The 19,845-nt window shown below is 59.5% G+C and carries 19 protein-coding genes; 4 read left to right on the forward strand and 15 right to left on the reverse strand.

Annotated elements, in window-relative coordinates; translation table 11 throughout:
* Nucleotides 1-335: 335 nt before the first annotated feature.
* From KW848_RS20615 to KW848_RS20625, 3 genes are all read left to right on the forward strand, one after another.
* A complete protein-coding gene (locus KW848_RS20615) occupies nucleotides 336-680 on the forward strand; it encodes a hypothetical protein (RefSeq protein ID WP_008156734.1) in 345 nt (114 codons plus the stop codon).
* Between the two features lie 376 nt (nucleotides 681-1,056).
* Nucleotides 1,057-1,470: a DUF4398 domain-containing protein gene (locus tag KW848_RS20620; RefSeq protein ID WP_111451410.1), complete on the forward strand. Its 414-nt coding sequence runs from the start codon at nucleotides 1,057-1,059 to the stop codon at nucleotides 1,468-1,470.
* Between the two features lie 45 nt (nucleotides 1,471-1,515).
* On the forward strand, nucleotides 1,516-2,307 hold the full coding sequence (locus KW848_RS20625) for an OmpA family protein (RefSeq protein WP_111451409.1): 792 nt from the start codon (nucleotides 1,516-1,518) through the stop codon (nucleotides 2,305-2,307).
* A gap of 220 nt (nucleotides 2,308-2,527) precedes the next feature.
* Here the strand turns inward: KW848_RS20625 and KW848_RS20630 are convergent, their stop codons facing one another.
* From KW848_RS20630 to KW848_RS20695, 14 genes are all read right to left on the reverse strand, one after another.
* Nucleotides 2,528-2,857: a hypothetical protein gene (locus tag KW848_RS20630; RefSeq protein ID WP_218537912.1), complete on the reverse strand. Its 330-nt coding sequence runs from the start codon at nucleotides 2,855-2,857 to the stop codon at nucleotides 2,528-2,530.
* A complete protein-coding gene (locus tag KW848_RS20635) occupies nucleotides 2,854-3,768 on the reverse strand; it encodes an alpha/beta hydrolase (RefSeq protein WP_218537913.1) in 915 nt (304 codons plus the stop codon). Before KW848_RS20635 ends, KW848_RS20630 begins: the two co-directional genes overlap by 4 nt.
* A 163-nt stretch (nucleotides 3,769-3,931) precedes the next feature.
* Nucleotides 3,932-5,209: a flavohemoglobin expression-modulating QEGLA motif protein gene (locus tag KW848_RS20640; RefSeq protein WP_074879795.1), complete on the reverse strand. Its 1,278-nt coding sequence runs from the start codon at nucleotides 5,207-5,209 to the stop codon at nucleotides 3,932-3,934.
* A gap of 37 nt (nucleotides 5,210-5,246) precedes the next feature.
* The gene (locus tag KW848_RS20645) at nucleotides 5,247-5,801 is read right to left on the reverse strand and encodes a hypothetical protein (protein ID WP_218537914.1); all 555 of its coding nucleotides are present in this window, start codon (nucleotides 5,799-5,801) and stop codon (nucleotides 5,247-5,249) included.
* 147 nt (nucleotides 5,802-5,948) lie between these two features.
* Nucleotides 5,949-6,653, reverse strand: a complete 705-nt coding sequence (locus tag KW848_RS20650) for a TetR/AcrR family transcriptional regulator (protein WP_218538019.1) — start codon at nucleotides 6,651-6,653, stop codon at nucleotides 5,949-5,951.
* Nucleotides 6,654-6,767: 114 nt separating this feature from the next.
* Nucleotides 6,768-8,270 carry a lysine--tRNA ligase gene (gene lysS, locus KW848_RS20655; protein ID WP_218537915.1) on the reverse strand — a complete coding sequence of 501 codons (1,503 nt, stop codon included), beginning with the start codon at nucleotides 8,268-8,270 and terminating at the stop codon, nucleotides 6,768-6,770.
* 71 nt (nucleotides 8,271-8,341) lie between these two features.
* A protein-coding gene (prfB, locus tag KW848_RS20660) for a peptide chain release factor 2 (RefSeq protein ID WP_111451403.1) occupies nucleotides 8,342-9,437 on the reverse strand; the annotation gives its coding sequence in 2 pieces (ribosomal slippage) (nucleotides 8,342-9,364 and nucleotides 9,366-9,437; 1,095 coding nt in all).
* A 300-nt stretch (nucleotides 9,438-9,737) separates the two neighbouring features.
* On the reverse strand, nucleotides 9,738-10,739 hold the full coding sequence (locus KW848_RS20665) for a PleD family two-component system response regulator (RefSeq protein WP_218537916.1): 1,002 nt from the start codon (nucleotides 10,737-10,739) through the stop codon (nucleotides 9,738-9,740).
* Between the two features lie 47 nt (nucleotides 10,740-10,786).
* Nucleotides 10,787-11,797 carry a chemotaxis response regulator protein-glutamate methylesterase gene (locus tag KW848_RS20670; RefSeq protein WP_218537917.1) on the reverse strand — a complete coding sequence of 337 codons (1,011 nt, stop codon included), beginning with the start codon at nucleotides 11,795-11,797 and terminating at the stop codon, nucleotides 10,787-10,789.
* The gene (locus KW848_RS20675) at nucleotides 11,794-14,079 is read right to left on the reverse strand and encodes a hybrid sensor histidine kinase/response regulator (protein WP_218537918.1); all 2,286 of its coding nucleotides are present in this window, start codon (nucleotides 14,077-14,079) and stop codon (nucleotides 11,794-11,796) included. Before KW848_RS20675 ends, KW848_RS20670 begins: the two co-directional genes overlap by 4 nt.
* Nucleotides 14,076-14,759 carry a chemotaxis protein CheW gene (locus KW848_RS20680; protein WP_218537919.1) on the reverse strand — a complete coding sequence of 228 codons (684 nt, stop codon included), beginning with the start codon at nucleotides 14,757-14,759 and terminating at the stop codon, nucleotides 14,076-14,078. The genes KW848_RS20675 and KW848_RS20680 overlap by 4 nt, the downstream gene beginning before the upstream one ends.
* Complete coding sequence (locus KW848_RS20685) at nucleotides 14,756-16,027, reverse strand: CheR family methyltransferase (RefSeq protein WP_218537920.1); 1,272 nt, start codon at nucleotides 16,025-16,027, stop codon at nucleotides 14,756-14,758. Before KW848_RS20685 ends, KW848_RS20680 begins: the two co-directional genes overlap by 4 nt.
* Nucleotides 16,024-16,560 carry a chemotaxis protein CheW gene (locus KW848_RS20690; RefSeq protein WP_218537921.1) on the reverse strand — a complete coding sequence of 179 codons (537 nt, stop codon included), beginning with the start codon at nucleotides 16,558-16,560 and terminating at the stop codon, nucleotides 16,024-16,026. Before KW848_RS20690 ends, KW848_RS20685 begins: the two co-directional genes overlap by 4 nt.
* A complete protein-coding gene (locus KW848_RS20695; RefSeq protein WP_375154726.1) occupies nucleotides 16,560-18,122 on the reverse strand; it encodes a methyl-accepting chemotaxis protein in 1,563 nt (520 codons plus the stop codon). Before KW848_RS20695 ends, KW848_RS20690 begins: the two co-directional genes overlap by 1 nt.
* A 405-nt stretch (nucleotides 18,123-18,527) precedes the next feature.
* Between KW848_RS20695 and KW848_RS20700 the strand changes: the two genes are divergently transcribed.
* Nucleotides 18,528-18,944 (forward strand): hypothetical protein, encoded by a 417-nt coding sequence (locus KW848_RS20700; RefSeq protein WP_218537923.1) that lies wholly within the window; start codon nucleotides 18,528-18,530, stop codon nucleotides 18,942-18,944.
* A 117-nt stretch (nucleotides 18,945-19,061) separates the two neighbouring features.
* On the opposite strand, the gene KW848_RS20705 is transcribed toward KW848_RS20700, so the two are convergent.
* Nucleotides 19,062-19,793: a tellurite resistance TerB family protein gene (locus tag KW848_RS20705; RefSeq protein WP_218537924.1), complete on the reverse strand. Its 732-nt coding sequence runs from the start codon at nucleotides 19,791-19,793 to the stop codon at nucleotides 19,062-19,064.
* Nucleotides 19,794-19,845 lie beyond the last annotated feature (52 nt).

Here is a 19,845-nt window from a genome sequence, read left to right on the forward strand (position 1 = left end):
AAAAGCATACGAGGTCCCAAAATCGCCAAGTCCAAGGAATGGCTGGAGGGCAGGGCTGCAAATGCTCATGTGTCGACGGCTCGCGTGCTTAAGGCCCATAAAAAGAAAACACCTTGAAAGGGCTGGCTGTAAAAGCGAAACCGCCAGCCGCCATCACCGCAAAAACGGATATACACCCAATCCCCCCAATGCCCCCCCAGCGCCATAAGACGACGAAGGGACTTTAAACCTTGGGCGTTAAAGCTAGTCTGAAGAGTAAGCCTTACAACAGCTGCCGCCGGCGATTGCCGGACACTGACACTGCCTGCCACGAGCAGGTGCGCATTGAGGTCACTATGAAAATCCGCGAGCTTGCCCATCACTGGGAAGAAAACGCCAAGGGTCGCCTGACCGACACCGGATACTCGATTCATCTGGATGTGGAGGCCGCCGCACGGCTGGCAGCCATTATCGAGATGTACCCCAAACGCCAGCCCGAAGAACTGCTCGGCGAGCTGATCGGCGCAGCCCTGGAAGAGCTCGAAAAAAGCTTCCCGTACGTCAAGGGCTCGACCGTCGTGGCCACCGACGAAGAAGGTGATCCGCTGTACGAAGACATCGGTCCGACTCCACGTTTTCTCGCATTGTCCCGTCGTCATTTGCACGATTTGTCGGCCGTCGACGACAAACAGAAACACTGATCCCAACCGATATGAACCTGTGGGAGCGAGCCTGCTCGCGAAGGCGTCAGCGCATTCAACATCAGGTTGACTGAACGACCGCTTTCGCGAGCAAGCTCGCTCCCACATAAGTTGCTGTTCCCTTCAAAAACTGCGTATTACCCACCGAAAAAAGGTCGGGGATAGAGCTGCACATCGCCAAAGTTCCAGAGTGAGAGCCTTGTCCGTTCGGTCAAAGTTTTTCGGGCAATGGGCCATATTCTCTGAACTTTCGAAAAACGCCACGGGTCACACCCATTAACCACGCCTGGGACGGCCGTTTCAAAACAACCACGGAAATTGAAGGTTGCGGCTCCATACCCAGGATGGATTTTTAAGTTTTTCAGGAGTTATTCCAATGGAGTTGAAGACCATGAAAACCCGAACTGCCAAATCCTCGTTCCCCCCTCTGCGTAGCCTGAAACTGGCTGCACTGGCCATCGGCAGCAGCCTCGTTCTGGCCGGTTGTGCCGGTAATCCGCCAAGCGAGCAATTCGCCGTGACGGAATCGGCGGTCAACAGCGCCGTCAGTGCCGGCGGTACCGAATTCGCGGCAGTGGAAATGAAGTCCGCGCAGGACAAGCTCAAACAAGCCGAAATCGCCCTGCACGACAAAAAGTATGACGAAGCCAAAGTCCTGGCCGAGCAGGCTGAGTGGGACGCTCGCGTGGCTGAGCGCAAAGCCCAGGCGATCAAAGCTGAACAGGCTGTGAAGGACTCTCAGAAAGGTGTTCAAGAACTGCGTCAGGAAAGCCAGCGCACCGTTCAATAGACGGCCGGCACGACGCACTTCTTACTCGATTAAAAGGACGAAACCATGACCCGTAAACAATTGATGATCCCTGCCCTGCTGGCCGCAAGCGTTGCACTGGCCGCCTGCTCCACGCCGCCGAACGCGAACCTGGAACAGGCCCGCAGCAACTACACCGGCCTGCAAACCAACCCGCAAGCCAGTAAAGTCGCGGCGCTGGAAACCAAGGAAGCCAGCGATTACCTGGACAAGGCCGACAAGGCTTACCAGGACAAAGAAGACCAGGCCAAGGTCGATCAACTGGCTTACCTGACCAATCAACGTGTTGAAGTGGCGAAGCAGACCATCGCCCTGCGCAACGCCGAAGCCAATCTGAAAAATGCTTCCGCGCAGCGTGCCCAGGCTCGTCTGGATGCCCGCGACGCGCAGATCAAGCAATTACAGGACAGCCTGAACGCCAAGCAGACTGATCGCGGTACCTTGGTGACGTTCGGTGATGTGCTGTTTGCCACTGACAGGGCTGACCTGAAGTCCAGCGGTCTGGTGAATATCAACAAACTGGCGCAGTTCCTCTCGGAAAACCCTGATCGCAAGGTGATCGTTGAGGGCTACACCGACAGCACGGGCGCCGCAAACCACAACCAGTCACTGTCCGAGCGACGTGCCGGTTCCGTGCGCATGGCGCTGGTGAAAATGGGCGTTGATCCGGCGCGCATCGTGGCGCAGGGTTACGGCAAGGAATACCCGGTGGCCGAGAACAGCAGCGTCTCGGGCCGTGCGATGAACCGTCGGGTGGAAGTGACCATTTCCAACGACAACCAGCCGGTGATCCCGCGTTCGGCGGTCAGCTCGAACTAAGCATCGCCTGCTGAAACACAAAAGCCCCGCCTGATCAGATCAGGCGGGGCTTTCTGTTTGGCAAACACCACCCCCCTGTGGGAGCGGGCTTGCTCGCGAAAGCGGTTTAATACTCAACATCTCTGTTGACTGACACACCGCTTTCGCGAGCAAGTCGGATCGCCGCACCGCCGCTCCCACATTGGATCTTTGGTGGTCACAAAATTTTGTATGAGTTGGGTTATTGCTCGAGCTTCTGCGGGGTATCCTCACCCATGCAGCGCACCGCTTTTTTCTTGTTGTTGACCAACACGCCGCTCAGGCCTTTCTGTTCGGTGTCGAACATCACCAGCACGCCATCGATGCACTGCGCGACTTGCGAGGCCGGCTCCAGGGAGACTTTGTAGTCTTCGCCCGGCACCGTCTTGAGCATGGTGAAGTCGCTGAGCAGCAGCGCATCTTCGGGTTTGGCGAAGTGCAGGTAGCCGTAGAACCACAGGGCTCCGACAGTGCCGAGGATGCTGCAGATACCGGTGATGATCAGCGGGATGGCGTTACGTTCTTCACTCATTGCGGACTCTCTGGTGGTTCATCTTCAGAATTTTTCGGCGCCGGGTAATTCGGGACTTCACCCAGGCGGCGCAGACCGTTGAAATGCTGCGGGTCATCGAGAAAACGCAGCATGACTTTGCGCCAGACCGGGTCGGCGAACGTCTGCACATGACCACCACGGGTCAGTTGCAGCACCCGCGGCGGCGGCGCAGCTTGATACAGACGGATGCCGTTGGAAAGGGGCACGATCGGATCGTCGATGCTGTGGTAGATCAGTTTGGGCACGCCATTGAGCTGCGCCATGGAGTTGATTGCGCTGTCGCCGTCCGGCACCAGCCACGATAGCGGGACCTGGAACGTCCAGAAAACCCATGAGTTGCTCAACGCAAAGCGGCCGACACTGCGATAGCTGGCGGGCACGCCGTCGAGGACGAAGGCCTTGAGTTGCTTCTGCCGTTCGGGGTGTTGAACGAGATAGTGAACGGCCATCGAACCGCCGAGGCTCTGGCCCAGAAGGATCAACGGCTTGCCCTTGACCTCCGGCGCCTGGTCGAGCCATTTGAACGCGGCGTCGATGTCCTGGTAGATCGCCGGCAGCGTCGGTTCACCCTCGGACAAACCGTAGCCGCGATAGTCCAGCAGCAGCACTTGATACCCTTCTTTCGGCAACCACCAGCTCCCCCCAAGGTGCATGGGCAGATTGCCGCCGTTACCGTGCAAATGCAGCACCGTGCCTTTGACCTCGACACCTTGTTTGGCCGGCAACCACCAGCCGTGCAGCTTGAGGCCGTCAGCGGTGGTCAGGGTGACGTCGCGGTATTCGAGTTTGGCTTTTTCCGGGGTGAACAGCTGGCCGGGCTCGGGGTAGAACAGCAGCGAGCTGCAGCCGCTCAAGGTCAGGAGAAGGCAGAAGAAGCCGAGGATTCTCATCCGATGAAACCTCGCGAAGTGTGGTTGAAATACGGACCAAATGTGGGAGCGGCGGTGCGGCGATCCGACTTGCTCGCGAAAGCGGTGTGTCAGACAACAGAAATGTTGAATGTTAGACCGCATTCGCGAGCAAGCCCGCTCCCACATTTGAACGGCGTACACGTTAGAGGATATTGGAGTAATCCGCTTCGATCCGGTCCAGGCTCAGGTGATTGAGGAAGTTGGAGAAGCACATCCACGCCGACAGTGCGTTCAGGTCACGGAACTGATCCGGCAAATACTTCGGTGGCACCACCAGCCCTTCGTCCACCAACTGACGCAAGGTGCGCATGTCTTCCAGCGTGGTCTTGCCGCAAAACAGCAGCGGTATCTGCTCAAGCTTGCCTTTACGCACGGCCAACTGAATGTAGTTGTAAACCATGATAAAGCCCTTGAGGTAGGACAAGTCTTTGGTAAATGGCAGACCTGTCGGCACCGAGCCACGGAAAACCCGACTGGCGTTGCCGTAGCTTTCGGCCATTTCAAACCCTTGCTCGCGGAAGAACTCGAAGATCTGCAGGAAGTCCGCGCCCTCTTCCACCATGTGAATGGCGCGGGTGCGGTTGGTCAGTTTGCGCAGGCGGCTCGGGTACGAGGCGAAGGTGATGATTTCCATCAGGATCGCCAGGCCTTCCTGAGTCACTGTCGACGACGGCGGGCCTTTGGAGAGGAAGGTGCAAATCGGCTGGTTCAGACCATTGAGCGTGGTCCCCACATGCACCAGCCCTTCGTGGACTTCCAGAGCGCGTACGTCACGGTCGTTGAACATCGCGTCGGCGCGGATCTTGATGTAGTCGGCGCCGGCCGCCGCATCGGCGACGATCCCGTCGGACTCGAATACGCGAATGGTTTCCTCGGCCTCGCCGAACACCTTGTTCAAGCGGGTTTGCAGCAGGTGGACGGCTTCCTTGGCGGTGAGGAGTTTCGGTTCGTCCTTCAGGTCGCCACGGCCATCGATGTTGTTCAGGTAATCCGAAAGCATCAGGCCCAGGTCGGAAAGGGTCGGATCGCCGGCGTGGAACGCGTCGGAAGCGGCACCGTAAAGCTCCTGTGAAATCAGCCCGAAATCCTCGGTGCCGCGCGCTTCGAGCATGCGCACCACCATCCGGTATTCCTTGCACATGCGGCGCATGATCTGGCCGACCGGGTTGAACTGACCCAGCTGACGGGTGATGTCGCGCTCGATGTTCTGGAATTCCAGCTTCACCTTGCTGGAGTCGAACGCCAGCGGCCGGTTCAGGTAGTAATCGCGGTCCACCGCCGGCATTTCCTTGCCCTTGGCCTTGAGGAAACCCTTGCGGATGTTGTCGTCCCACTTCACCGCATCCAGGACGCGAATCGGCGTCTGCGCCAGCACAATGCGATCGGACAAAATGCGTATCGACTGCTGGTAATCGTCCACCCGAAACTCCTGTAGAAAAACCGTTTACGTGCTGGGTTTATTTGGCTTTGGCCAGGCGCTGATAGCGCACGGCCTCGACGAACACATCGGAATTGGCCGGGTCATCAAGGTAGGCGAAGACCTGGTCCAGATTGTTGTTGATCAACACGCCGTCACCGTCGTCGGTCTGGAAGCCTTCGCCGTTGAGGACTTTTTGCCTCAGGGCCTGGTTGATCTGCTCGAGGTCGAGGTTATAGACCACCAGTTCATGCTTATCGGTGAGTTCAAAACCCAAAAGCGTGAAATGCCCACCGAATTGCGCCGGCACCTTCGCCGACAGGTACCAGCGACTGCCATGGCGAGTCACCGTGAAGGAACAGGCTTCACGCTCCTTGGGTTTAGCCTTGAAGTAGCTGACGGCCTGATAGTGATTGTCGCCCAGGCGCGTCAGCTCCAGATTGAGCGGCTGGCCCCAGGCGTTGGTGCTGGTCCATTTGCCGAGTAACCCTTTAGGCGCGGGCTCGCTCGAGGGCAGCGGCTCCTTGAAGGTCACCAGACAGCCGCTGAGCAGCAGGAACGACAAGGCGATCACAACGACACGCCAGGCTTTCATTCAACACTCCCTATGAACACACGCCGATCTAATGTGGGAGCGGGCTTGCTCGCGAATGCGGGTGAACATTCAATATGAATGTCGACTGACACACCGTCTTCGCGAGCAAGCCCGCTCCCACAGGGGTTGAGCGTACAACCCTGAGGATCACACCGACGCCAGCACCAAATGCATGTAGCGGGTCAGGATGCCGAGCATTTCGGCTTCGGCGACAGGCTCGGCGTCGTTGAGCAGGCCCTGATATTCCATCCGTCCGATAATCGCCGTCAACACTTTGGCATCCTGTTGTGGCTCGCGGGAACCCAACACCTCGAAAAAATGGCAGGTGCCTTGCAGAAGAATTTGCTGATGCGAGCGCACCAACACCGCCAGGCGCGGGTTCAACAGGGCTTCCTGACGGAACGCCTGCTCGGCCATCAAGTGTTCGCGACGGTTGTGCAATTGCCGCTGCACATAATCGGCGGTCAGCCGCGCGATATCGTCCGCCAGCTGTGAACGGGACTCGGGGCTGCCATCGCCATAAGCAACCATCTCGCGCAGCAGGCCTTCGTTGCTGGTCCACAACTTGGCCATGAACGCCGCGCTGCGTTCCACGTATTGGGCAAAGGTATCGGTGAGCAGGTCATCGATGTCCTTGAAATAGTAAGTGGTGGCCGACAGCGGCACACCAGCCTCGGCGGCCACCGCGCGGTGGCGCACGGCCCGCACGCCATCGCGCACGACAATGCGCATCGCCGCATCGAGAATGTCCTGTCGACGCTGCTCACTGCCCTGTCGGCTAGCCTTGCGACCCTGGTACTGAACACTTTCAGCGACCGCAGTGGCGACGTCCGCTGCACCCTCTTGAGCAATTGCACGGTTCACGACAGGTATTCCTCTCTAACTTCAAAAGTAACCAAATGATACGTTTGTACCAGACAGGCAATAAAAAGCCGCCTGTTTTAGGCGGCTTTTTTATCGAAACACTTACGCTTGCGGCCGCATGTGCGGGAACAGGATCACGTCGCGGATCGACGGGGAGTTGGTCAGCAGCATCACCAGACGGTCGATGCCGATACCTTCACCGGCCGTTGGCGGCATTCCGTACTCCAGCGCGCGAACGAAGTCGGCGTCGTAGTGCATGGCCTCGTCGTCGCCGGCGTCCTTGTCAGCCACCTGCGCCATGAAGCGCTCGGCCTGGTCTTCCGCGTCGTTCAACTCGGAGTAGGCGTTGGCGATTTCGCGGCCACCGATGAACAGTTCGAAACGGTCGGTGACGTTCGGGTTGTCGTCGTTACGACGGGCCAGCGGCGACACTTCGAACGGGTATTGCGTGATGAAGTGCGGCTGCTCCAGCTTGTGCTCGACCAGCTCTTCGAAAATCATCACCTGCAATTTGCCCAGACCTTCGAAGCCCAGCACCTTGGCGCCGGCCTTCTTGGCGATGGCGCGGGCCTTCTCGATATCAGTCAGGTCGTCAGCGGTCAGCTCAGGGTTGTACTTGAGGATCGAGTCGAACACCGACAGACGCACGAATGGTTCGCCGAAGTGGAACACTTTGTCGCCGTAAGGCACGTCGGTGCTGCCCAGAACCAGCTGCGCCAGCTCGCGGAACAGTTCCTCGGTCAGGTCCATGTTGTCTTCGTAGTCGGCGTAAGCCTGGTAGAACTCCAACATGGTGAATTCAGGGTTGTGACGAGTCGAAACGCCTTCGTTACGGAAGTTGCGGTTGATCTCGAAGACCTTTTCAAAACCACCGACCACCAGACGCTTGAGGTACAGCTCAGGCGCGATACGCAGGAACATTTCCAGGTCCAGCGCGTTGTGGTGAGTCTCGAACGGCTTGGCTGCCGCGCCACCCGGAATGGTTTGCAGCATCGGGGTTTCCACTTCCAGGAAGTCACGCTGCATCAGGAAGCTGCGGATGTGCGCAATCACTTGCGAACGTACGCGGAAGGTCTGGCGCACGTCTTCGTTGACGATCAGGTCAACGTAACGCTGGCGATAGCGCTGTTCGGTGTCGGTCAGGCCGTGGTGTTTGTCCGGCAGCGGACGCAGGGACTTGGTCAGCAGGCGCACTTCAGTCATTTCGACGTACAGGTCGCCCTTGCCGGAACGCGCCAGGGTGCCAACGGCTGCGATGATGTCGCCCATGTCCCAGGTTTTCACCGAGGCCAGGGTGTCTTCGGACAGGGTTTTACGGTTGACGTAGACCTGAATGCGACCGGTCATGTCCTGGATCACCATGAACGAGCCACGGTTGAGCATGATGCGACCGGCAACCTTGACCGGAATCGCAGCCTCTGCCAGCTCTTCCTTGGTCTTGTCCGCGTACTGTTTCTGCAAGTCTTCGCAGTAGTTGTCGCGGCGGAAGTCGTTCGGGAAGGCATTGCCCTTGGCGCGCTCGGCAGCCAGCTTTTCCTTGCGCAGGGCGATCAGGGAGTTTTCTTCCTGTTGCAGGGCTTGCGGGTCGAGTTCTAGGTCGCTCATGTCTTTAAAAATTCCATCACAGGTTCGTTGCCCCCGCGGGCGGCAGGGGACTTGAGGTCTTGACTGGCGGTTTACAGGCCTTGCTTCAGGCTGGCCACCAGGTATTCGTCGATGTCGCCGTCGAGCACCTTGTCGCAGTCGCTGCGTTCGATGTTAGTGCGCAAATCCTTGATTCGCGACGCATCGAGTACATACGAGCGGATCTGGTGACCCCAGCCGATGTCGGACTTGGTGTCTTCCAGGGCCTGGGACGCGGCGTTACGTTTCTGCACTTCCTGCTCGTACAAGCGCGCCCGCAACATTTTCATCGCGGTGTCTTTGTTGGCGTGCTGGGAGCGTTCGTTCTGGCAGCTGACCACGGTGTTGGTCGGTACGTGAGTAATACGCACGGCCGAGTCGGTGGTGTTTACGTGCTGACCACCGGCACCGGAGGAGCGGTAGGTGTCGATGCGCAGGTCCGACGGGTTGATGTCGATTTCGATGTTGTCATCGATTTCCGGCGACACGAATACGGCCGAGAACGAGGTGTGACGGCGGTTGCCGGAGTCGAACGGGCTCTTGCGCACCAGACGGTGCACGCCGATCTCGGTCCGCAACCAGCCAAAGGCGTATTCGCCCTTGATGTGCACGGTCGCGCCCTTGATCCCGGCGACTTCACCGGCGGACAGCTCCATGATGGTCGCGTCGAAACCGCGTTTGTCGGCCCAGCGCAGGTACATACGCAGCAGGATGTTGGCCCAGTCTTGAGCCTCGGTGCCGCCGGAGCCGGCCTGGATGTCCAGGTAGGCGTTGTTGGCGTCCATCTCACCGCTGAACATGCGACGGAATTCGAGTTTTTCCAGGGATTCGCGCAAACGCTCGACTTCGGCAGCGACGTCATCGACGGCGGCCTGGTCTTCTTCTTCGGCGGACATCAGCAGCAGGTCTTTGGCGTCGGCCAGGCCTGTGTGCATTTCGTCGAGGGTTTCGACGATCTGAGCCAGCAGGGACCGCTCGCGGCCCAGCTCCTGAGCGTACGTCGGGTTGTTCCAGACAGACGGATCTTCAAGCTCGCGATTGACTTCAGTCAGACGCTCATGCTTTTGATCGTAGTCAAAGATACCCCCGAATAGTTTCGGAGCGCTCGGACAGGTCCTTGATACTGTTAAGGATCGGGTTGATTTCCATGGCGGGCAGCACTCGTTGGCGAACTTTTGAAAGCCGGCGAGTATAACGTAATCAGGCTGTCACGGCAGCCCGCCTGGCGGCTTTAGCGGGTTCTTTATCGGGCTTGAGATCGCTCCCCCTCACCCTGACCCTCTCCCCAAGGGGCGAGGAGACTGACCTAAGTGTCTTGCGAAATACTGCGACCTGAAAATTCCGAGTCGAACTCAGGTTCTGAAAATCCCCCGATCGGCTCCCCTTCCCCCTCTCCCCCGTGGGGAGAGGGGTGGACTCAAGCTACAACACAGATACCAACCAGCCCTTTCACTCAATCCCGACCTGATTACGCCCATTGTTCTTCGCCAGATACAGCCCCTTGTCCGCCGCGGAGATCAACTGACGGCAATCGCCGCCCGGTTGCGGGGTCATGGTCGACAGGCCGATGCTGATGGTCAGGCTCGAACCTTCGGCCGGGGAAATATGCGGAATCTTTAGCGAAGCCACCGTTTGGCGCAGTTTTTCCGCGACCAGTCGCGCGCCGCCCGGCGAAGTATTGGGCAGCACCAGGGCGAATTCTTCGCCGCCGTAACGGGCCGGCAGGTCCGAAGGTCGGGCGCTGGCATCACGAATCGCCGTGGCCACTTTGCGCAGGGCTTCATCGCCTTCAAGGTGGCCGAAGCTGTCGTTGTAGGACTTGAAGTAGTCGACATCGATCATCAGCAGCGACAGTTGGCTCTGGTCGCGCAGCGAACGGCGCCACTCAAGCTCCAGGTATTCGTCGAAATGCCGGCGGTTCGACAGCCCGGTCAAGCCGTCTGAGTTCATCAAGCGTTGCAGCACCAGGTTGGTGTCGAGCAACTGCTGCTGGCTGACCCGCAGCGCGCGATACGCGGCGTCACGCTGCAGCAACGTCATGTAGGAACGCGAGTGGTAGCGGATGCGCGCCACCAGTTCGATGTTGTCCGGCAACTTCACCAGGTAATCATTGGCCCCGGCCGCAAACGCCGCGCTCTTGATCAGCGGGTCTTCCTTGGTCGACAGGACAATGATCGGGATGTCCTTGGTCGCCGGATGGTTGCGGTACTCGCGCACCAGACTCAAGCCGTCAAGACCGGGCATCACCAGATCCTGGAGGATCACTGTCGGTTTGATGCGGATCGCATGGGCGATGGCCTGGTGCGGGTCGGCGCAGAAGTGGAAGTCGATGTTATCTTCGTTCGACAACCCGCGGCGCACCGCCTCGCCGATCATTGCCTGATCGTCCACCAACAACACCATGGCGGCGTTTTCGTCGGTTTTGAAGTCGTCGAGCTGTAATTCAGTCATGGGCAGTCACCTGAGTACTACTTGGGCCAGATTGCTGTGAAAAGTGTTCATTTGGGGAAAATTTCCAGCAACCGTGGCGCTATCTTTTCCAGTGGGCGAATCTCCACAGCGGCGTCGATGGCCGCTGCCGCCTTCGGCATTCCGTACACCGCACTGCTGTTCTGATCCTGAGCGATGGTCAGGTAGCCCTGTTGGCGCATGAGTTTAAGCCCCTGTGCGCCATCGCGTCCCATGCCGGTGAGCAAAACACCCACGGCATCGCCGTTCCAGTAACTGGCCACGCTCTCGAAGAACACATCGATCGAGGGCCGGTAGATTTCGTTGACCGGTTCGGCGGTGTAGGCCAGCGTGCCGTTTTTCAACAAGCGAATATGGTGGTTGGTGCCCGCCAGCAACACCGAGCCGGCCTGCGGAGGCTCACCTTCCTGGGCCAGGCGCACATTCAAGCCGCTGGCGCTGCTGAGCCATTCGGCCATGCCGGCGGCGAACACCTGGTCCACGTGCTGCACCAGAACGATGGCGGCCGAAAAATCTCGCGGCAACCCCTTGAGCAATACTTCCAGCGCGGCCGGCCCACCGGCGGATGAGCCAATGGCGATCAGGCGCTGGCGCGAACCGGAACTGCGCAGCGGGCTCGGGGCGGCACGCTCGCGATTGCCACGGTCACCGATCAGCCAACCGATGTTCATGATCTTGCGCAGTAACGGGGCCGCGGCCTCTTGGGCATTGCCGGCACCGATGGCCGGCGTATCGACCACATCCAGCGCGCCGTGACCCATGGCCTCAAACACCCGATGCACGTTCTGCTGGCGGTCGACCGTAACGATGACAATCGCGCACGGCGTCTCGGCCATGATCCGCCGGGTCGCCTCGATGCCATCCATCACCGGCATGATCAAGTCCATCAGAATCAGATCCGGCGTATTTTCAGCGCAACGCTGCACCGCCTCGGCCCCATTACTGGCGACCCAGACCACCTCGTGCGCCGGCTCGAACGCCAAGGCGCGGCGTAGAGCCTCTACCGCCATGGGCATGTCATTGACGATCGCTATTTTCATACACGCGCTCCTCCAATGAGCTCAACCACCGCGTCAAGCAGGGCGTCGTCATGAAAACTGGCTTTGGCTAGATAATAGTCGGCTCCAGCGTCCAGTCCACGGCGACGGTCCTCTTCACGATCCTTGTAAGACACCACCATCACCGGCAGGGATTGCAGGCGATTGTCCCGACGCAATAAAGACACCAGTTCGATGCCATCCATGCGTGGCATATCGATGTCAGTGATAAGCAGATCGAAATCCTCCGATCGCAAGGCGTTCCAGCCATCCATCCCGTCCACCGCCACCGCCACGTCGTAGCCGCGATTGAGTAGCAACTTGCGTTGCAGCTCACGTACGGTCAGCGAATCGTCGACCACCAGAATCCGTTTTCGAGCCGCTTCAACCGCCTGGTGGCCTTGGCGGGCAATGCGCTCAAGACGCCCGGTATTGAGCAGTTTGTCCACCGAACGCAGCATGTCCTCGACGTCGACGATCAGCACCACCGAACCGTCGTCGAGCAAGGCCCCGGCGGAAATGTCCTGCACCTTGCCCAGACGCTCATCCAGCGGCAAAACGACCAACGTCCGCTCGCCGATAAAACGCTCGACCGCCACGCCGTAAATCGCCTCGCGCTCGCGAATCACCACCACTTTGAGGGTTTGCTGACTGTTCTGGCCCGCCGGACGCTGCAACAGCTGACTGGCCGCGACCAGCCCGACATGCCGGCCTTCGTGCCAGAAATGTTGCCGGCCTTCGACCTGGACAATGTCCGCCTGCTCCAGATCGCACATCCGTTCGATGTGGGCCAGCGGGAAGGCATACGCCTCGTCACCGACTTCCACCACCAGACTGCGCACCACCGACAAGGTCAGCGGCACTTCAAGATGGAAACGACTGCCCTCGCCCGCCGCCTGCTCCAGCACGACCGCGCCACGCAACTGACGAACCATGTGCTGGACCGCATCCAGTCCGACGCCGCGCCCGGAGACTTCGGTGACCGTGTCGCGCAGGCTGAAACCCGGTAGAAACAGGAAGGTCAGCAGCTCTTCTTCACTCAATTGCGCGGCGGTTTCGGCCGGGGACAATTGGCGCTCGATGATGCTGCGGCGGACCTTTTCCAGATCGACGCCATTGCCGTCATCACTCAGTTCCAGCAGCAACAATCCGGCCTGATGGGAAGCGCGCAAACGGATCAGGCCTTCAGCGGGTTTGCCCGCCAATAGCCGTTGCTCCGGGGATTCGATGCCGTGATCCACGGCATTGCGCAGCAGGTGGGTCAGCGGCGCTTCAAGCTTTTCCAACACGTCGCGGTCGACCTGGGTTTTCTCACCCTCGATCTCCAGCCGCACCTGTTTGCCGAGGCTGCGACCGAGGTCGCGGACCATGCGCCCTTGCCCGGCCAACACATCGGCAAACGGCCGCATGCGGCAGGCCAGCGCGGTGTCGTACAACACCTGCGCCCGCTGACTGGCCTGCCAGGCGAACTCATCCAGTTCGGCGTTCTTTTCCACCAGCAATTGCTGAGATTCAGCCAGTAGCCGACGAGCGTCTTCGAGGGCTTCCTGTGCTTCCAGACTCAAGGCATGTTCCTTGAGGTGGACGTTGAGGTTTTCCAGGGCCCGCAGGCCCTTGTTCTGCATACGCTTGAGGCGTTGCATGGTGGCCAGGTGCGGTTTGAGCCGCAGGGTTTCCACCAGGGATTTGCTCGACAGATCAAGCAGGCTGTTCAGGCGTTCGGCCGTGACCCGCAGCACCCGCTCGCCGTTTTCGGTGGTGCGTTTAGTCTTGGGCGTTGGCTCGGCGGGCGCTGCCGGGGGGGCGTCGGTGGCGGCCGGCATGGGCGGTTCAGCCTTGGGCGTCGGCGGTTCCAGCTGAAGTTCTGCCATCGGCGGCGCGATGGGGGTAGCCACCATGTGATCAAGCAGCCGTCCCATCAAGACGACGTAAGCTTCGATATCCGCAGGCGCCGGAGCGTTGTTCGGCGTCGCAATTCGCATCAGCAGATCGGTGCCTTGCAACAGTGCATCAATGTATTCGGGCCGAAGGTACAGGCGCCCTTCCTGGGCGCTGACCAGGTAATCTTCCATCACATGGGCGACGCTGACCCCGGCATCGACGCCGACAATCCGCGCCGCGCCCTTGAGCGAGTGGGCCGCGCGCATGCACGACTCGAGGTAATCGGCCTGGGTCGGATCGCGCTCGAGCGCCAGCAGGCCGGCGCTTAGCACCAAGGTCTGGGCCTCGGCTTCCAGACTGAACAGTTCCAGCAAAGAGGCGTCGCGCATTTGCTCGGGGGTCATGTGAGGCTCCGGGTCACGGCGGACAGCAGCTGTTCTTCATCCAGCCAACGCAGGCTGCGACCTTTGAATTGCAACACGCCACGGGTGTATTTGGCGCTGGCCTGCGTGCCGGAGCGGGACGCCGCCTCGAGGAGGTGTTCGTCGATGGCGTGAATCCCGTCCACTTCATCCACCGGCACCACCACCGGTCCGCCGTGGGCAGCGATGATCAGCATCCTCGGCATGACCCGTGCGCCGGTCGCCACGCTGCTGGCGCCGTCGAGCGCCAGTAATTCCACCAGCGACAGGCACGCCACCAACGCGCCGCGCACATTCGCCACGCCGAGCAAGGCCCGGGAGCGTTGGTGCGGCAGGGAATGAATCGCTTGCAGCGGCGCGACTTCCACCAGACTGCGAGTGGCCAGGGCCAGCCATTCTTCGCCCAGACGGAACATCAGCAGCGAACGGGTTTTCACCTCGCTCTCGACCGCCGTGGAGACTTGCCCGCGGTCTTCCTGTTGTAACGCGTAGCGGTCGAGCAAGCGCGTCGCCGCGGCCGAATACACCGCGCAATTGCGGCAGTGAATGTGATCGCTCAGTAGCGGGCAGGACTTGTCGCCGTGGATACCGATGCGGTTCCAGCAGTCATCGATGGCCTGGGCATCTTGATGGGTGAGACTAAAAGTGTCGGCGGCGATCATCGGTTACGCTCACTGTCAGCGGCGCGCTCACTGCGGGCGGCGCGGTCCTGCAATCGTCTGGCTCCCGCCGTGTCGCCCAGGGATTGCAGCAACGCCGCCAGGTGCATCAACGCGTCGGGATGGTGCGGGTCGAGGTACAACGCCTTGCGATAAAAACCCTGAGCCTCAAGGACTCTGCCGGCGACATCGCTGAGCAAGCCCAGCCAGTAGAAGACTTGGGCCACGGGTTCATGACTGCGCAAATAGCTATCGCACGCGGCGCGGGCCTCGGCACTTTTGCCTTCGTTGGCCAGCGCGGCGATGTTCGCCAGCAGTGCGGCGGTGTCCGGATTGGCGACTTTCGTCACGACAGGCAGCGGCGCCACCGTTGCGAAGGGTCGATTGCGAACGGGCGGCGGTGTCACGCTGCGCACCGGTTGGTGCACGGGCAGAGGCGTCGGAACGAACGTCGCAATGGGCGCAGGCTCTGGTGCGCTCTGACGACTGAACGCAAAGGACTGCGGGATGCCGATCGAACGCATGCCGAAACGGCCGAGCAAACTGCCCTCGGCCGGGCCGATAAACAGCACGCCATCCACATGGGTCAAACGCTTGAGCACTTCGAACACTTGCTGCTGGGTCGGCTGATCGAAATAGATCAGCAGGTTGCGGCAAAACACAAAGTCATACGGCGGCTCGTTGGCCAACAATATCGGATCCAGCAGATTGCCGACCTGCAGACGCACTTGTTCGAGCACTCGCCCGCTGAGGCGATAGCCCTCGCCTTCGGCGGCGAAATGCCGGTCGCGAAAGGCGATGTCCTGACCCCGAAACGAATTCTTGCCGTACAGCGCGCGCCGGGCTTTTTCCACCGACAACGGGCTGACGTCCATGCCTTCGACCTTGAACTGGTGCGGCTGTAACCCGGCATCGAGCAACGCCATGGCGATGGAATACGGTTCTTCACCGGTGGAACACGGCAGGCTGAGAATCCGCAGTGCGCGCATGTTGTTGATGTCGTTCAGGCGTTTGGTGGCCAGTTTCGCCAACGTGGCGAAGGATTCCGGGTAACGGAAAAACCAGGTCTCGGGGACAATCACCGCTTCGATCAACGCCTGCTGCTCGTCCTGCGAACCCTGCAAGGTGTGCCAGTACTCATCGGCCGTCAGCGCGTTGGATGCCGTGCTGCGCTGGCGCACCGCACGCTCGATGATCGCCGGGCCCACCGAGGTCACGTCGAGACCGATGCGCTCTTTGAGAAAATCGAAAAACCGTTGATCACTGCTCATGGCCGTTCCTCAAGCAGTGCCAGGTCCAACGGCTGCGACGGAAACAGCAGCGCGCGAACCTGATCGTCGAGCAAGTCGGCAACCCGCACCCATTGCAGCAAACCCTGAGCATCTTCACGCACCGGCCCAAGGTACGGCGCCTGACGATTGTCCAGGCCATAGGGCTGAAAATCCGCCGGGTTGCAGCGCAAGGTATCGGTGGCCTGCTCCAGAATCAGCCCGAGCAATTGCGCCTCAGCGAACTCATCCGGACGGTAATTGACCAGTACCAGGCGGGTGCTGGTGCGGGTCTGCGCCGGCTGGCCGAACGTCAGCGCACTGAGGTCGATCACCGGCACCACCGCGCCGCGGTAGGCGAACACCCCGGCCACCCAGTCCGGCGCGCGGGGAATCGGTTTCAACGGCAGGCGCGGCAGCACTTCCGCCACCTCGATGGCCTGCAGGGCATAGCGCTCGTTGCCGATGCGGAACACCAGAAACAATGAGTGCAGCGCCGGCTTCACGGCGGTGCGTTTGGCCGTGGGTTCGCTCATCAGACTTTGAATCGCGAAACGCCGCCCCGCAGCCCTACGGCCACCTGGCTCAATTCGTCGATGGCGAAACTGGCCTGGCGCAGGGACTCGACGGTCTGGCTGCTGGCATCGCCCAACTGCACCAGCGCGTGGTTAATCTGTTCGGCGCCCGTGGCCTGGGCCTGCATGCCTTCGTTGACCATCAACACCCGCGGCGCCAATGCCTGAACCTGATGGATGATCTGCGACAGCTGCTCGCCGACCTGCTGCACTTCGGACATACCACGGCGCACTTCTTCAGAGAACTTGTCCATGCCCATCACCCCGGCCGACACCGCCGACTGGATCTCGCGCACCATCTGCTCGATGTCGTACGTGGCAACAGCGGTCTGGTCCGCCAGACGCCGCACTTCGGTGGCGACCACGGCAAACCCGCGGCCGTATTCACCGGCCTTTTCGGCCTCAATCGCCGCGTTGAGCGACAGCAGATTGGTCTGGTCAGCGACCTTGACGATGGTCACGACCACCTGATTGATGTTGCCGGCCTTCTCATTGAGGATTGCCAGTTTGGCGTTGACCAGATCGGCCGCGCCCATCACCGAGTGCATGGTCTCTTCCATCCGCGCCAGGCCTTGCTGCCCGGAACCGGCGAGCACCGAGGCCTGATCGGCGGCGGTGGAAACTTCGGTCATCGTGCGCACCAGATCCCGCGAAGTGGCCGCAATCTCACGGGACGTCGCGCCGATTTCGGTGGTAGTGGCGGCGGTTTCGGTGGCGGTCGCTTGCTGTTGCTTGGAGGTGGCAGCGATCTCGGTCACCGAGGTGGTGACCTGCACCGAGGAGCGCTGGGCCTGGGACACCAGGGACGTCAGCTCGGTCATCATGTCGTTGAAGCCGGTTTCCACGGCGCCGAATTCGTCCTTGCGCGCCAGGTTCAGACGGTTGCTCAGATCACCGGTGCGCATGACTTCGAGAATTTCGACGATACGGTTCATTGGCGCCATGATTGCGCGCATCAACAGCAGGCCGCAGAGACCGGCTGCAAGTACCGCGACCAGCAGTGAAATGCCCATGATGGTTTTCGCGGTGACCACGGCGTCATCAATGTTCGCGATGTCCCGGTCGGCCACTTTTTTGTTTTCGCGAATGATGTCATTGAGTTTCATGCGACCTGCGGTCCAGGCCGGGGTCAGTTGCTCGTTGAACATCTTGATGGCTTCGGCTTCCTGATTGCGCTTATGCAAATCGAGCACAGCCGCCAGGGCCTTGTTGTAATTGTCATAGAGCTTTTCAAAGTCGGCGTACTCGACCTTGTCTTCATCCGTGGTGATGGTGCCGCGATAGTTATTCATCTCCTCGTGCAGATGCACCTCAAAGGATTTGAATTCTGCGGCATCTTCAGTGCTGATGCCCTGCCCTTCCCTAAAACCAAGCATTTCCTGGGTCTGGATGAAACTGTCGACCCAGGCACCACGAATCATGGCGCTGTAATACACCCCAGGCAGCGCGTCTTCACGAACGCTGGCTTCGCTGGTTTCGATCTTCAACAGCCGGGAATACGAGACGACGACCATCAGCAGCATGATGGCGATAATCACCGCAAAGCTCGCCAAGATGCGTTGGCGCAACGTCCAGTTCTTCACAGTCAGTCCTCGGGGGCGGTTGAAATGTTGCGGAGTATAGCTGAGGGTGTTTCATTTATAAGACGGTGGAATGAGCTCTGGGAGACTTTCTGCCAGATCGGGAGCCAGGTACCCGTGATGAATCGGAAGAAAACGGGCCATTGGACTCTGTAGCACTGTTGAAAAAATGCCCTGGTCAGAGCGCAACCCGAAGCTCCATGAGCCGATTTTAGGTGACTCATCTTGGTTTTATATAAAAACCATTCAATCAATTCCAAGATACGATAAAAAACTGTCATTTATGTCAATAGCACTTAAGCCCGAACTTCCGGAAACTCGAGTTTCAAAACTTGAAAGGAATTCGTCATGCCTGCTCTTTCTTATGCCGATGTTGTAAAAGATCTAAAAGCCTCCACAGGCACAATAAATGTCATGCAAAACTCAAAAGAAATATTCAAAAGTGAAAGGGTCTACTACGGACTTCACGGGAGTACGAGATTCATCATCGGATACGAAGGCCAATACAGGCAGGTAGCGCTTTGTGCCCCGAAGGATCTGGAAGATGGCCTCCATACCGTGGTCTATCCAGAGGACGTCGCCCAGCTCCCTGATTCCCTGAAATGGACCGTAGACGTAAATGGCGTCAATCGGGAAATTGAGAAAGGCACGCTAACTGTTACCTTCGGACTGGAAGGTGAATCCGCCGAAGGCAGTTACCACGTTACATTAAAGGGAAGTAAGGAGGAGGTCGGCGGAAACTTTAAAATGTCCAATCCTTGGTAACACTATCCCTCATCGGGGATGACAGCATTAGTTGCCTTTTTAAGCCCAATCTGAAACTAAACAAACCCCATCAGTGATACAGGAAAGCACTGATGGGATTTGTTGTAAGCGACCCGATCAGGCGACCGATAACGACGCCTGCCTGACTTGCTTCTCCAACTCAGCCTTCAACCCCGGCTCAAGCTTCAACTGACGCGCCAGTTCATCCAGGTAGGACTTCTCCATGAAGCTCTCCTCATCCACCAGCATCACGCTGGCGATGTACATCTCTGCGGCCATTTCCGGCGTACTCGCGGCGCGGGCGACGTCGGCCGGGTCCAGCGGTTTGTTCAGTTCGGCGTGCAGCCAGTGCTGCAACTCCTGATCGTTATCAAGCTTAGTGAATTCACCTTCAATCAGCGCACGTTCCCGCTCATCGACATGGCCATCAGCTTTAGCGGCTGCCACTAATGCTTTGAGAATCGCCTGACTGTGCTGTTCAACTTGCGCCACCGGTAAGCGGTCGATGGTTTGCGGTTCAGTCTTCGCCGCGGTGCCCTGCTGGGCCTGCCAGTTGCCATAGGCCTTGTAGGCAATCACGCCCAACGCAGCCAGGCCGCCATAAGTCAGGACCTTGCCGCCAACACTGCGCCCTTTCTTGCTGCCCAGCAGCAACCCCATGGCGCCTGCCGCCAACGCACCACCCCCCGCGCCCGACAGCAAACTGCCGAGGCCGCCCGAACCACCGCTGCCGCCGAGCAATCCGCCCAAACCACTGCCGGAGGTCTTGTTTTGTGAGCCGCCGGCCTTGTTCTGCAACATGTCTTGACCGGACTTGAGTAGCTGATCGAGCAATCCACGCGTGTTCATTTGCCGCCTCCAAAAAAGGGGTTAACCGGATCAATAAGGCCACCAGCCTAGA

Origin of the sequence: Pseudomonas sp. PDM25 (assembly GCF_019219045.1) — a bacterium.
GTDB lineage: Bacteria > Pseudomonadota > Gammaproteobacteria > Pseudomonadales > Pseudomonadaceae > Aquipseudomonas.

Coding starts and splice junctions, on each gene's coding strand:
- KW848_RS20615 (WP_008156734.1), top strand. CDS start 336: ATGAAAATCCGCGAGCTTGCCCATCACTGGGAAGAAAACGCCAAGGGT.
- KW848_RS20620 (WP_111451410.1), top strand. CDS start 1,057: ATGGAGTTGAAGACCATGAAAACCCGAACTGCCAAATCCTCGTTCCCC.
- KW848_RS20625 (WP_111451409.1), top strand. CDS start 1,516: ATGACCCGTAAACAATTGATGATCCCTGCCCTGCTGGCCGCAAGCGTT.
- KW848_RS20630 (WP_218537912.1), bottom strand. CDS start 2,857: ATGAGTGAAGAACGTAACGCCATCCCGCTGATCATCACCGGTATCTGC.
- KW848_RS20635 (WP_218537913.1), bottom strand. CDS start 3,768: ATGAGAATCCTCGGCTTCTTCTGCCTTCTCCTGACCTTGAGCGGCTGC.
- KW848_RS20645 (WP_218537914.1), bottom strand. CDS start 5,801: ATGAAAGCCTGGCGTGTCGTTGTGATCGCCTTGTCGTTCCTGCTGCTC.
- lysS (WP_218537915.1), bottom strand. CDS start 8,270: ATGAGCGACCTAGAACTCGACCCGCAAGCCCTGCAACAGGAAGAAAAC.
- KW848_RS20665 (WP_218537916.1), bottom strand. CDS start 10,739: ATGACTGAATTACAGCTCGACGACTTCAAAACCGACGAAAACGCCGCC.
- KW848_RS20670 (WP_218537917.1), bottom strand. CDS start 11,797: ATGAAAATAGCGATCGTCAATGACATGCCCATGGCGGTAGAGGCTCTA.
- KW848_RS20675 (WP_218537918.1), bottom strand. CDS start 14,079: ATGACCCCCGAGCAAATGCGCGACGCCTCTTTGCTGGAACTGTTCAGT.
- KW848_RS20680 (WP_218537919.1), bottom strand. CDS start 14,759: ATGATCGCCGCCGACACTTTTAGTCTCACCCATCAAGATGCCCAGGCC.
- KW848_RS20685 (WP_218537920.1), bottom strand. CDS start 16,027: ATGAGCAGTGATCAACGGTTTTTCGATTTTCTCAAAGAGCGCATCGGT.
- KW848_RS20690 (WP_218537921.1), bottom strand. CDS start 16,560: ATGAGCGAACCCACGGCCAAACGCACCGCCGTGAAGCCGGCGCTGCAC.
- KW848_RS20695 (WP_375154726.1), bottom strand. CDS start 18,122: ATGCTGCTGATGGTCGTCGTCTCGTATTCCCGGCTGTTGAAGATCGAA.
- KW848_RS20700 (WP_218537923.1), top strand. CDS start 18,528: ATGCCTGCTCTTTCTTATGCCGATGTTGTAAAAGATCTAAAAGCCTCC.
- KW848_RS20705 (WP_218537924.1), bottom strand. CDS start 19,793: ATGAACACGCGTGGATTGCTCGATCAGCTACTCAAGTCCGGTCAAGAC.